We start from the raw sequence: 12,728 nt of genomic DNA, 5'->3' as shown, positions 1-12,728 counted from the left end.
CGCGCAGTTCCCCGCGCCCCCAAGAAGGACGTCGTACCGAGGCCCATTCACCCGTCACGGTGAGTGGGCTTTCGTATGCCTGTACGTCGTCACGCAGCGCATTCGAACGATGTCGCAGCGTGTAAACGACCGAGCGTACTATCCCTTCGCGTCCGGTTTCCGGCAGTTGCTGAATATGACACGGCGATGATCCGGTCGGACTAAGCTCGCCCGCAGCGCACCGGCTTGAGATGAATTCGTGCGCTTGTTCCCCAATGTGTGGAAGATCCCGACAGCTTCATGACATACCCCCCTGCAAGTCCCCCCGAACCTCAGTCGACTCCTGTCAGAAGGCCCACATGGTGAGTGTTCAATCCCCTCCAAGTCGCCGTGAACTCCCCTACGCGCGCGTGCTGTTGCTGCCGGCCATAGTCATGGCCGCGGCGACCGGAGCCGCCGTCGCCCTGGTGGCGGAGCCGGCCCGGGGCGCCGTCGGCTGGTGTGGCGGCGTCGCCACCGCGCTGGTGCTCGCGACGGCGGCCGAGGCGGTGCGCCGCGGCCGTGCGCTGCGCAACCAGCGTGCGGAGCACGCCCGGCACAGCGCGCATCTGGAACAGCGGATCGGCGCCCACGAGAACGATCTGGTCCGCTTCTCCCGGGAGCTCGTCCCCGCCGCGCTCGACCTGCTGCGCACCGGAGAATCCCCCAGGGAGGTGATGCGCAAGCTCGGCCTCGCCAACCCCGCCTTCCGCGACCTGCCCGCCCCGCAGGCCGAGACGCTGCTGACCGTGCTCAAGATCGTCGACCGCGAAGTGACCATGCGCGACGCGGCCGCGCGCTCCTTCGTCAGTGTCGCCCGGCGCGTCCAGGCGATCATCCACCAGCAGGCCGAGGAACTCCGGGAGATGGAGGAGGACCACGGCCGCAACCCCGAGGTCTTCGACGACCTGCTGCGCATCGACCACGGCAACGCCCTGATCGGCCGCCTGGCCGACTCCGTCTCCGTCCTCGGCGGCGGCCGCCCCGGGCGGCAGTGGCCCGAGCCGGTGTCCCTGTACAGCACCCTGCGCGGCGCCATGTCCCGCATCCTGGAGTACCGGCGCATCCAGCTGTCCTCCATCGCCAAGGTCAGCGTCAAGGGCATCTACGTCGAGCCGGTCATCCACGCCGCCGCCGAGCTCCTCGACAACGCCACGCGCTACTCGCCGCCGCAGACCAAGGTGCACGTCACCGCCACCGAGGTGCAGACCGGCGTCTGCATCGAGATCGAGGACGGCGGCGTCAACCTCAACGAGGAGGCCCGCGCCCGGATCGAGGGCATGCTGGAGGCCGCCAAGGCCGGCGTCGACCTCCAGGACATCGGTGAGCACCCGCGGCTGGGACTGGCCGTCGTGGGCCGCCTCTGCACGGCGTACAACATGCAGGTCTCGCTGCGCGCCTCCGCGTACGGCGGCGTCCGGGCCATCCTCATCGTGCCGAGCGAGATGATCACCCACGAGCCCGGTGTCGGACTCGCCCACGGCATCGGCGCCACCGGCATCCCCATGACGGTCGGTATCCCCGAGGGCCCGAAGCGCGCGCCGAAGAGGCGCCGCCCCACCAGCCCGAAGATTCCCGCCACGGTCTCCATGGAGGACGACGACGTCCCCGAGGTCACCGAGTGGACCGCGAACGGCCTGCCGCAGCGCCGCAGCAAGGTGAAGATGCCCCTCGCCGAGCGGCTCGCCCAGCAGGCGGCCAACGAGAAGGCCGACCGGGAGGCCGCCGAACGGGGCGAGTTCAACCCCTGGGCGACACCGGAGCCCGAGCCCAAGTCATGGCACGACATGTCGTCCCCCGACGCCCCCGGCAAAGGTCTCGAAGCCTTCTGGGAGGGGCTCAAGCAGGGCATCGAACCCGGCACCCACCCGACCGACTTCATCCGGAACCCGACCAAGTACCTGCACCTGATCAACGACCCGGCCCCCACCGAGGCCGACGACGAGGGGGACCTCAAGTGATCCAGCAGCGAGGCAACTTCGACTGGATGCTCAAGCAGCTCGCCGACGGCGTACCGGGCATCGAGATGATCGTGGTGCTCTCGGCCGACGGTCTGCGCATCGCACGCTACGGCGGCGAGCCGGACGCGGCCGACCGGGTCGCCGCGGCCTGCGCCGGCCTGCAGTCCCTCGCGGGCAGCATCTGCCAGGAACTCACCGTGGGCGACGGCGAGATGAAGCTCGTCATGATCGAGATCGACCGCGGCTACTTCTACCTCATGGGCGCGGGCGCCAATGCCTTCCTCGCGGTGCTCTCCGACGTGCGGTGCGAACCCGGCCGGATGAGCGCGATGATGCGCGACCTGGTCGTCCGGATCGGCGGCCACCTCACCAGTCCGCCCCGGCGGAACGGGCAGATCGTATGACGCCTCCCCAACGCCAGAGGCGCGACCTCGTCCCGGAACCGGCCACGCCCCAGGAGGGCGACGGCAAACCCGGCAACCCGGAGCGGATGTACGTGGTGGCCGGCCCGGACGGTGAACGGGCCGAGCTCGACCTGGTGACGTTAATCGTGGCGCGCGCCACGGACCCGCCGCCGTCCGCCTCTCCCGAGCAGGCGGCGCTGCTCCGACTCTGCGCCGCCCCCCTGTCCGTGGCCGAGCTGTCGGCCTACCTCCACCTGCCGTTCAGCGCGATGGGCGTGCTGCTCACCGAGTTGCTGACGGCGGAACTGGTGCAGGCGCGCGCCCCGATCGTCCGCAAGGCGCGCTCCGACCGTTCCCTCCTCGAAGCGGTGATGAATGGACTTCAACGGCTCTGACACCATCCCGGGCCCCCGGGCCGAGGACCAGCTGCCCCACACGGCACAGGCCGCGGCCAAGATCGTGATCGTGGGTGGCTTCGGCGTCGGCAAGACGACCATGGTCGGCTCGGTCAGCGAGATCACACCGCTGACCACCGAGGAGACCATGACGCAGGCCGGCATCGGTGTCGACGACAACTTCGGCTCCGCGTCCAAGACGGCCACCACCGTGGCCATGGACTTCGGCCGGATCAGCATCACCGAACAGCTGGTGCTGTACCTCTTCGGCACGCCCGGCCAGCAGCGCTTCTGGTTCCTGTGGAACGGCCTGTTCGAGGGCGCGCTCGGCGCGGTGGTACTGGTCGACACCCGGCGGCTGGAGGTCAGCTTCGATGTCATGGGGCGCCTGGAGGAGCGCGGCGTGCCGTTCGTGGTCGCCATCAACTCTTTCCCGGACGCCCCCCGTTACGCCATCGAGGAGCTGCGCACGGCCCTCGACCTCACGCCGGACATCCCGATCATCGAGTGCGACGCGAGGCGGCGCGCCTCCAGCCGCGACGTCCTGATGACGCTCATGCGCTTCCTGCACTCGCTCGCCATGACGGGCTCGCTCACCTGATCCGTGTCCGTCCACCCCGCCCTTCCCCCCATGACACCTGGAAAGCTTCGGAGCGATCACTGTGACGCCTGAATCCCACGCCCCGACCAGCACGGACGACGACCTCCGGCCCGGCCCGCCCCCCGGCTGCCCCGCGCACGGCCTCGGGCCCGGGGGACTGCACCGGCTGCACGAGGCGGAGGACCTCGGAGCGCTGTACGAGCAACTGCGGGAGCAGCACGGTCCCGTGGCGCCCGTGCTGCTCCACGACGACGTGCCGATGTGGATCGTCCTCGGCCACGCCGAGAACCTGCACATGGTGCGCTCGCCCTCGCAGTACTGCCGGGACAGCCGGATCTGGACCCCGCTCAGGGAGGGCCTCGTCAAGCCCGACCACCCGCTGATGCCGCACATCGCCTGGCAGCCCATCGCCTCGCACGCCGAGGGCGACGAGCACAAGCGGCTGCGCGGCGCGGTCATGGGCGCCATCTCCACGATCGACTTCCGCAGCCTGCGCCGCTACATCAACCGCAGTACGCAGGTGATCGTCAACCGGTTCTGCGAGGCGGGCGAGGCGGACCTCGTCAGCCAGTTCACCGAGCACCTGCCGATGGCGGTGATGTGCGAGATCCTCGGCATGCCCGACGAGTACAACGACCGGCTCGTCGAGGCCGCCCGCGACGCGCTCAAGGGCACCGACACCTCGCTCGCCAGCCACTCCTACGTCATGGAGGCCCTGAGCCGGCTCACCGCCATCCGCCGCGCGCAGCCGGAGGAGGACCTCGCCAGCTACCTGATCACGCACCCGGCCCGGCTGAGCGACGACGAGGTGCGGGAGCACCTGCGCCTGGTGCTCTTCGCCGCCTACGAGGCCACCACCAACCTGCTGTCCAACGTGCTGCTCACGGTGCTGATCGACCCGCGCTTCCGGGCCCAGCTCAACGGCGGCCAGATGACGGTGCCGGAGGCGGTGGAGCAGTCGCTGTGGAACGAACCGCCGTTCAGCACGGTGTTCGCCTACTTCGCCAAGCAGGAGACCGAGCTGGGCGGGCAGCGCATCCGCCGGGGCGACGGGCTGCTCTTCGCGCCGCTCCCGGCCAACGTCGACCCGCGGGTACGGCCGGACCTGAAAGCCAGCATGCAGGGCAACCGCTCCCACCTCGCCTTCGGCGGCGGACCGCACGAGTGCCCCGGGCAGGACATCGGCCGCTCCATCGCCGACGTGGGCGTCGACGCGCTGCTGATGCGGCTGCCGGACGTGGAACTCGACTGCGACGAGGAGGAGTTGCGCTGGACGGCGTCCATCGCCTCCCGGCACCTGGTGGAACTGCCGGTGCAGTTCGCGCCCAAGCCGCCGCAGGACGTGCAGGAGGTGCCCAGCCACAAGCCGGTCGCAGCCCAGCGCTCGGACTGGCAGATCGGCATCGCGCAGCCGCAGGCCGCACCGGCCGCGGCGCAGCCCCAGCCGGTCGCCGCACAGCCGCAGCCCCAGCCGGTCGCCGCACAGCCGCAGCCGGACCCGGTGCAGCCCCAGCCGATGCCGGTGCCGGGGCAGCCCGCCGTCGCGGAACCGGTTCGCCGCAAGGGTGTCTGGCAGCGGTTCCTGAGCTGGTGGCGCGGCTACTGACCGACTGACGGGCCGTCGCACCCGCCGGCGGCCCACCGGTCGTACGACGCCCAGGCCGCGAGCACCCGGCCGCTGCGGAACCGGTGCTCCGCGCCCGTAACCGGGTCGGTGAACTCCACGGACCGCGCCAGCAGTTGGAGCGGACGGCGGAAGTCGCCGGCCGGCACGGGCGCGGTCACCTCCGGGTAGAGCGGGTCGCCGAGGATCGGCACGCCCAGCGCGCTCAGGTGCACGCGCAGCTGGTGCGTCTGCCCGGTGGCGGGCGTGAGCCGGTACCGGGCGAGTCCGCGGGGCCCGCCGGGGTGTTCGCGGTGCTCGACCAGCTCGACACGGCTCACGGCGTTGGGCTCGCCCGGAACCTCCCGGGCGGTGAGCACCCCGCGCTCCTTCACGATCCGGCTGCGGACGGTCCGGGGCAGGGCGAGAGCGGGGTCGTACGGGGCGACGGCCTCGTAATCCTTGCGGATCCGGCGGTCGCGGAACAGCGACTGGTACGCCCCACGCTCCTCCGGGCGCACCGTGAACAGCACGAGTCCCGCGGTGAGGCGGTCCAGCCGGTGCGCCGCGGTGAGCTCGGGGAGGTCCAGCTCGCGGCGGAGCCGGGCCAGCGCGGTCTCGGCGACGTGGCCGCCGCGCGGGGTGGTGGCGAGGAAGTGCGGCTTGTCGGCGACGACGATGTGCTCGTCCCGGTGCACGACCTGCACCGGGAAGGGCACCGGCACCTCGTCGGGCAGGTCCCGGTGGAACCACACGAACATCCCCGGCACGAAGGGCGCGTCGGCCGCCACGGGCCGTCCGTCCGCCCCGACGATCAGGCCCGCGTCGAACATGCCGTCGACGACTCCCGCACCCGCCCCCGAGAGCCGCTCCACCAGGTGCGCGCGCACCGTGCCCCACGCCCCCGCGGCGGGCAGCCGCACGCGCACCGGATCCACCCCGTGGCGCTGCGGCAGGGGAGAGGGCGGGATGCGGGTCTTGCGTCTCATCGCGGCCCAGCGTACGAGGCGGGAGTGCGGGGGCGGAAAAGCCTGGTCCGCGGGGGCGGACAACCCCAGTGTGCGGGGGCGGAAGATTCGGCGTGCGTGGGCGGAAGACCAGGTGGCGGGGACGGGGGTCCCAGGTGTGTGGGGACGAAAGGCCCCGGTGTTCCGGGGCGGAAAAATGACGGGGACCGCCCGGCCGGCCCTTGTCAGGATGCGGGCATGCCGTTCCTCATCAGCCCGGTCCTGACCGCCGGGACTCTCGCGGACCGACCGCAACCGACTCTCCCCGCCGACGGCGGGCTCGTGCTGCGCCCCTGGCGGGCCGGGGACGCGCCCGCGGTGTACGAGGTCTTCCAGGACCCCGTGATGCATCAGTGGCACGCCCGGGCCGCGGACTCCGTGGCGGAGGCCGGTGAGTGGATCCAGGCCTGGCACCAGGCGTGGGAGGGGGAGCGGGAGGCGCACTGGGCCGTGGCCGACGCGGCGTCCGGAGAGCTGCTGGGCAGGGTCGCGCTGCGCGAGCTACGGCTCGACGACGGAACGGCGGAGGTGGCGTACTGGACCGCCCCGCAGGCACGGGGCCGGGGCGTCGCCGCCCGCGCCACGACCGCGCTCACCCGCTGGGCGCTCGACGAGCTCGGCTTCCACCGCCTGGAACTCCTGCACGCCGTGCGCAACGAGGCGTCCTGCCGCGTCGCCTCCCGGACCGGCTTCGCCCTGGAGGGCACCAAGCGCAGTGCGGTCCTCCAGCCGGACGGATGGCACGACATGCATCTGCACGCGCGGATCCGGGGGGAGTGAGCCGAGGCCCGCGCGCCGGAGGGCCGAGCTCAGGCCGCGGAGACGCTCTCCTGCTCCGCCTCGATCCGGGCGTTCCACTCGCGCTTGGAGGCCTGCCAGCCGTCCTCGTTGTGGCCCTTGCGCCAGTAGCCGGAGATCGAGAGGTCCTCGCGGGCGACCCGGCGCTCCACGCGGAGCAGATGGCGCAGCTGCTTGACGAAGTGCGCCTCGCCGTGGACGAAGGCGTGCACCCGGCCCTCGGGGAACTCCAGGTTCCGGACGGCCTCGACCAGCGCCTCACCCAGGGGCCGCGCGCCGCGGTGCAGCCAGGTGACGTCCACGTCCGAGTCGATCTTCTGCTCCTCCTCGGAGCCGGAGACCTCCACGAAGGCGTACGCCCTGGCCCCGCGCGGCAACGCCTCCAGGGCGCAGGCGATCGCGGGCAGCGCGCTCTCGTCGCCGACGAGCAGGTGCCAGTCGGCGTCCGGGTCGGGCGTGTACGCCCCGCCGGGTCCCATGAAGCGCACGGTCTCGCCCGGCCGGACGCGTACGGCCCACGGACCGGCCAGGCCCTCGTCACCGTGGATGACGAAGTCCAGCGTCAGCTCGCGGTGCTCGGCGTCCCACTGGCGGACCGTGTAGGTCCGGGTCACCGGCCACTGCTCGCGCGGCAGCTCGTCCTTGACGCGCTGCAGGTCGAAGGGTTCCGGGTAGGTGACGCCCGCGGGCGGGAACAGCAGCTTCACGTAGTGGTCGGTGCACGTGCCCGCCGTGAAGTCGGCGAGGCCCTCGCCGCCGAGCACCACGCGCTGCATGTGCGGGGTCAGCCGCTCGGTGCGCACAACCTGCGCGGTGTGGAGCCTGCGCGGCTGGCGGCCCGGTCGCTCTGCCATGAGGACCTCCCTGTCTCACATAGTTAGGGTAACCTAAGTTAGCACCCCGCCCCCACTTCACACCTCTTGTGGTGAGAGATCACGCCGAGAGCGTCGCCATCAGCCGCTCCAGGGATCCGCCCAGTCCCCAGCGGGCCGCCAGCGCCTCCAGTGCCGCCGGGTCGCGCGGGGTACGCGGCAGCGCCGTGGAAACGTCGGGCAGGGGTACGTCGTCCGCGACCTTGACAACCTTCGGTGCGACCGCCAGATAGGGACGCGCCTCGTCCAGGCGCCTGCGCTGGGTCGGCGTCAACTTCGACCCCCGGTCCTCGATCGCCGCCATGATCCCGGCCAGGTCCCCGAACTCGGCCAGCAGCTTGGCGGCTGTCTTCTCGCCGATGCCCGGCACGCCCGGCAGGCCGTCGCTCGGGTCGCCGCGCAGCAGGGCCAGATCCGCGTACCCGCTGCCGTCGACCCCATACTTCTCACGCAGCACCGCCTCATCGGTGTGCTGCAGCGTGCCCACGCCCTTCAGCGGGTACAGCACGCGCACCCCGCGTGCGTCGTCGACCAGTTGGTACAGGTCGCGGTCGCCTGTGACGATGTCGACCGGGCCCTTCGCCCTGGCGGTGAACGTGCCGATCACGTCGTCCGCCTCGTACCCGGCGACACCCACGCGCGCGATGCCCACCGCGTCCAGCACCGCCTCGATGACCGGCACCTGCGGCGACAGCGTGTCGGGCACCTCCTCCTCGTCCGGGCCGACCGCGTGCTCCTCGGCGACGCGGTGCGCCTTGTAGGAGGGGATCAGGTCCACCCGCCACTGCGGCCGCCAGTCGGCGTCCATGCAGGCCACCAGGAGGTCCGGCCGGTGGTCCTTGACCAGGCGGTCGATGAAGTCGAGCAGTCCGCGCACGGCGTTCACCGGCGTGCCGTCCGGGGCCCGGACCGAGTCCGGGACGCCGAAGTAGGCGCGGAAGTACAGGGAGGCGGTGTCGAGGAGCATCAGTCGTCCGGTCACGCCACGCATCATGCCGTACGCCGCCGACAGCGACTCGCCGCAGCGCAACGCGTTGCGTCCTGCGCGTTCTGTGTGAAGCGCCCCACTTTCGAGTTTGCTGCCGGGGATCGGGGGGAGGCGCCGCCCCGGAGCGAGGCTGGTTGCGCATTTCAACTGTTTGCGCCCTGTCCTCGCTCTGTTCTGTTGCCGTCGAAATAGAGGTGCACGTGTCAGCAACGCTCGAGGCCGAGAGCCTCTACAAAGTGTTCGGCAGAAGACCGGACCGAGCGGTCGAGCGGCTCCGTGAGGGAGCCGACCGTGAGGAATTGCGGGCCGAGGGCACGACCGCCGCCGTGATCGACGCGTCCTTCACCGTGGAGCCCGGCCAGATCTTCGTCGTCATGGGCCTGTCCGGCTCCGGCAAGTCCACCCTGTTGCGCATGCTGAACGGCCTGCTCGAGCCGACCGCCGGGCATGTGCGCTTCGACGGCCAGGACCTGACCACGCTCGGCGCCCGCGAACTGCGCGAGGTCCGCTCCAAGAAGATCAGCATGGTGTTCCAGCACTTCGCGCTCTTCCCGCACCGCAGCGTGCGCGAGAACGCCGCCTACGGTCTGGAAGTGCAGGGCGTGCCCCGCGCCGAGCGCGCACGCCGCGCCGACGAGGCGCTCGCCCTGTGCGGCCTGGCCGGCTGGGAGAAGTCCTGGCCCGACGAGCTGTCCGGCGGCATGCAGCAGCGCGTCGGCCTCGCCCGCGCGCTCGCCACCGACGCCGACCTGCTGCTGATGGACGAGTCCTTCAGCGCCCTGGACCCGCTGATCCGCCGTGACATGCAGGACCAGCTGCTGGAACTCCAGCAGAAACTCAAGAAGACGATCGTCTTCATCACCCACGACCTGAACGAGGCCATGCGCCTCGGCGACCGCATCGCCGTCATGCGCGACGGCCGCATCGTCCAGATCGGCACCGCCCAGGACATCCTGCTGCGGCCGGAGAACGACTACGTCGCCTCCTTCACCCAGGACGTCGACCGCTCCCGCGTCCTGACCGCGGGCGAGCTCATGGACACCTCGGTCACCGCCGACGACCCCGGCTGCCACTGCGAGACCGCCACGCCCGACACCCCCTTCACGGAGCTGTGCGCCATCAGCGCCCGGCTCACCCACCCGGTCTCGGTCGTGGACAAGGACAACAGGCAGATCGGCGTCGTCCCCCGGCAGCGCCTGGTCGGCTTCCTCGGCGACGAGCAGGACGCCACCCCGGAGCCCTGCGACTCCCCGCGGGACAAGGGCGGAGAGAAGGTGACCGCCCGTGCCTAGGATTCAGCTCGGCACCTGGGTCAACGACGCGGTCGACTGGCTCACCACCCACATGGCGTGGCTGTTCGACTTCTGCAAGACCGTCTTCCTCGGCCTGTACGACGGCATCAACGCCGTCCTCCAGGCCCCCGAACCGCTGCTCCTCGCCGGCATCTTCGCCGTGATCGCCTTCTGGCTGCGCGGCACCCTCGCCGGTGTCCTCACCTTCGCCGGATTCGCGTTCATCGACTCCCTCGAACTGTGGGAGAACGCGATGATCACCCTGGCGCTCGTCCTCGTGGCGACCGTCATCGCGCTGGTGATCTCCATACCCGTGGGCATCTGGGCGGCCCGCTCGGACCGCGTCAGCGGTCTGGTCCGGCCCGTCCTGGACTTCATGCAGACGCTGCCCGCGATGATCTACCTCATCCCGGCGATCCTGTTCTTCGGCACCGGCGCCCCCGCGGGCATCGTCGCCACCCTGATCTTCGCGCTCGCCCCGGGCGTGCGCATGACCGAGCTGGGCATCCGGCAGGTCGACAAGGAACTGGTCGAGGCGGCCGAGGCGTTCGGCACCTCGCCCCGCAACACGCTGCTGCGCGTCCAGCTCCCGCTGGCCCTGCCCACCGTCATGGCCGGCATCAACCAGGTCATCATGCTCGGCCTGTCCATGGCCGCGATCGCCGGCATGGTCGGCACCGGCGGCCTGGGCGGCGACGTCAACGAGGCCATCGGCCAGCTCAACGTGGGCCTCGGCTCCGAGGCCGGTGTGGCGATCGTGATCCTCGCGATCTACCTGGACCGCATGACCAGCGCCCTGGGGACCCAGGTCTCCCCGCTCGGCCGCCGCGCCGCCGCCAAGCTGCGCGCCGCCCAGGGGCTGAAGATCTGGTCGTACCGGCCCCGCCCGGTCGTCGCCGTGATCGGCGTCGTCGTCCTCGCGCTCACCGCGGGCGGCATGGGCGCCTTCGGCGGCGGCACCGGCACCGAGGCCGTGGCGGACGGCAAGAACGTCGGCCAGGGCAAGAAGATCACCATCGGCTACATCCCCTGGGACGAGGGCGTCGCCTCCACCTTCCTGTGGAAGGAGGTCCTGGAGCAGCGCGGCTACGAGGTCGAGGCCAAGCAGTTCGACGCCGGCCCGCTCTACACCTCCCTCGCCCAGGGCGACATCGACTTCCAGACGGACGCCTGGCTGCCCACCACGCACGCCCAGTACTGGAAGAAGTACGGCAAGCAGCTCGACGACCTCGGCGCCTGGTACGACAAGACGTCCCTGGAGCTCACCGTGCCCGCCTACATGAAGGGCATCGACTCCCTGGCGGACCTCAAGGGCAAGGCCTCCCAGTTCGGCGGCAAGATCACCGGCATCGAGTCCAGCGCCGGCGAGATGGCCCTGCTGAAGAGCAAGGTCCTCAAGGAGTACGGCCTCGACAAGGAGTACGAGGTCGTCGACAGCTCCACGCCCGCCATGCTGGCCGAGCTGAAGCGTGCCTACGCCCAGAAGAAGCCGATCGTCACCACGCTCTGGTCGCCGCACTGGGCGTACAACGACTACGACCTCAAGAAGCTCAAGGACCCGAAGGGTGCCTGGGGCGAGGGCGACGGCGTGCACACCCTGTCCCGCAAGGGCTTCGCCGGCGACGACCCCACGGTCGCCAAGTGGCTGAAGAACTTCAAGATGAGCGAGAAGCAGCTCACCAGCCTCGAAGCCGAGATCAACAAGGCGGGCAAGGGCAACCAGCAGGACGCCGTCCGCGCCTGGCTGAAGCAGAACCCGGGTGTGGTCGACAAGATGGCCCCGGTGCAGAACGCCGGGGGCGGCCCGCCCGCCGAGGCCGAGCAGCCCCTGGACGTCGCCTGGTTCCCCTGGGACGAGGACATCGCCGTCACCTACCTGTGGAAGAACGTCCTGGAGCGGCGCGGCTACAAGCTGAACCTGAAGCAGATGGACGTCGGCCCGGTCTACACCGGTCTGGCCTCGGGCGATCTCGACCTCAACTTCGACGCCTGGCTGCCCTATGCCCAGAAGAACTACTGGGACAAGAACAAGGACCGGCTCAAGGACCTCGGCACCTGGTACGAACCGACCTCCCTGGAGCTCGCCGTACCGTCCTACGTGAAGGGCGTCGACTCCCTGGAGGACCTCAAGGGCAAGTCCTCCACCTTCAAGGGGAAGATCATCGGCATCGAGCCGGGCACCGGCGAGATGGACCTGCTGAAGAACAAGGTCCTGCCCGGCTACGGCCTGGACAAGGAGTACGAGGTCGTCGACGGCTCCACGCCCGCGATGCTGGCCGAGCTGAAGCGCGCGTACGCCAAGAAGGAACCGATCGCCGTCACCCTCTGGTCGCCGCACTGGGCGTACAGCGACTACGAGCTGACCAAGCTGAAGGACCCCAAGAAGGCCTTCGGTGAGGGCAACACGATCCGCACCATCTCCAACGAGAAGTTCCCCGAGGAGTACCCGCAGCTCACGAAGTGGATCAAGAACTTCAAGATGAGCGAGGACGAGCTCGGCACGCTGGAGAGCGAGATCAAGGACCGCGGCCAGGGCCATGAGGAAGAGGCCGTGGCCGAGTGGCTCGAGCAGCACCCGGACATGGTGCAGCGCATGACACCGCAGTAGGGTTCCGGGGTGGGACGCGCGACACGCCGCGCCCCACCCCGCCCCCGATCCCACGAGCGGGATCCGGACAACCACAGAGCGCTACGCGACCCCCTGACCCCTCTCTCCCCGCCTGTTCCTCCCGCGGGAGGAACACCCGCCCGCCCCCTTCGGCGGCGGATCCCCTGGCGCGAAGTGTGAG

11 protein-coding genes are annotated in these 12,728 nt (G+C 70.6%); 8 read left to right on the top strand and 3 right to left on the bottom strand.

The genetic code is table 11. The features are described 5' to 3' along the window. Nucleotides 1-338: 338 nt before the first annotated feature. From IE153_RS10630 to IE153_RS10610, 5 genes are all read left to right on the top strand, one after another. Nucleotides 339-1,979 carry a sensor histidine kinase gene (locus IE153_RS10630; RefSeq protein ID WP_189589483.1) on the top strand — a complete coding sequence of 547 codons (1,641 nt, stop codon included), beginning with the start codon at nucleotides 339-341 and terminating at the stop codon, nucleotides 1,977-1,979. Beyond that, complete coding sequence (locus IE153_RS10625) at nucleotides 1,976-2,383, top strand: roadblock/LC7 domain-containing protein (protein WP_030848665.1); 408 nt, start codon at nucleotides 1,976-1,978, stop codon at nucleotides 2,381-2,383. Before IE153_RS10630 ends, IE153_RS10625 begins: the two co-directional genes overlap by 4 nt. After that, on the top strand, nucleotides 2,380-2,778 hold the full coding sequence (locus tag IE153_RS10620; protein WP_097215651.1) for a DUF742 domain-containing protein: 399 nt from the start codon (nucleotides 2,380-2,382) through the stop codon (nucleotides 2,776-2,778). The genes IE153_RS10625 and IE153_RS10620 overlap by 4 nt, the downstream gene beginning before the upstream one ends. Continuing rightward, a complete protein-coding gene (locus IE153_RS10615) occupies nucleotides 2,759-3,379 on the top strand; it encodes a GTP-binding protein (RefSeq protein WP_031108857.1) in 621 nt (206 codons plus the stop codon). The genes IE153_RS10620 and IE153_RS10615 overlap by 20 nt, the downstream gene beginning before the upstream one ends. Nucleotides 3,380-3,440: 61 nt before the next feature. Continuing rightward, entirely contained in the window at nucleotides 3,441-4,985 is a 1,545-nt protein-coding gene (locus IE153_RS10610; protein WP_189589482.1) for a cytochrome P450, read from the top strand. Here IE153_RS10610 and IE153_RS10605 read toward each other — a convergent pair. Then, on the bottom strand, nucleotides 4,979-5,971 hold the full coding sequence (locus tag IE153_RS10605) for an RluA family pseudouridine synthase (RefSeq protein ID WP_189589481.1): 993 nt from the start codon (nucleotides 5,969-5,971) through the stop codon (nucleotides 4,979-4,981). The two genes, IE153_RS10610 and IE153_RS10605, sit on opposite strands and share 7 nt — an antisense overlap. Nucleotides 5,972-6,187: 216 nt before the next feature. Between IE153_RS10605 and IE153_RS10600 the strand changes: the two genes are divergently transcribed. Further along, entirely contained in the window at nucleotides 6,188-6,769 is a 582-nt protein-coding gene (locus IE153_RS10600) for a GNAT family N-acetyltransferase (RefSeq protein ID WP_189589480.1), read from the top strand. 29 nt (nucleotides 6,770-6,798) lie between these two features. Here the strand turns inward: IE153_RS10600 and IE153_RS10595 are convergent, their stop codons facing one another. Together IE153_RS10595 and IE153_RS10590 are read right to left on the bottom strand one after the other, a co-directional pair. Beyond that, entirely contained in the window at nucleotides 6,799-7,641 is an 843-nt protein-coding gene (locus IE153_RS10595; protein ID WP_189589479.1) for a siderophore-interacting protein, read from the bottom strand. Nucleotides 7,642-7,720: 79 nt separating this feature from the next. Further along, on the bottom strand, nucleotides 7,721-8,650 hold the full coding sequence (locus IE153_RS10590; RefSeq protein ID WP_229828967.1) for a 5'-3' exonuclease: 930 nt from the start codon (nucleotides 8,648-8,650) through the stop codon (nucleotides 7,721-7,723). Between the two features lie 197 nt (nucleotides 8,651-8,847). Here IE153_RS10590 and IE153_RS10585 point away from each other — a divergent pair, with 197 nt between their 5' ends. Both IE153_RS10585 and IE153_RS10580 read left to right on the top strand, forming a co-directional pair. Continuing rightward, nucleotides 8,848-9,939, top strand: a complete 1,092-nt coding sequence (locus tag IE153_RS10585; protein ID WP_189589478.1) for a quaternary amine ABC transporter ATP-binding protein — start codon at nucleotides 8,848-8,850, stop codon at nucleotides 9,937-9,939. Beyond that, nucleotides 9,932-12,547 (top strand): ABC transporter permease/substrate binding protein, encoded by a 2,616-nt coding sequence (locus IE153_RS10580; protein ID WP_189589477.1) that lies wholly within the window; start codon nucleotides 9,932-9,934, stop codon nucleotides 12,545-12,547. The genes IE153_RS10585 and IE153_RS10580 overlap by 8 nt, the downstream gene beginning before the upstream one ends. Nucleotides 12,548-12,728 lie beyond the last annotated feature (181 nt).

It is taken from the genome of Streptomyces massasporeus, from assembly GCF_014648995.1.
Classification (GTDB): Bacteria; Actinomycetota; Actinomycetes; order Streptomycetales; family Streptomycetaceae; genus Streptomyces; species Streptomyces massasporeus.
This window is presented reverse-complemented; position numbering and strand designations above follow the sequence as displayed.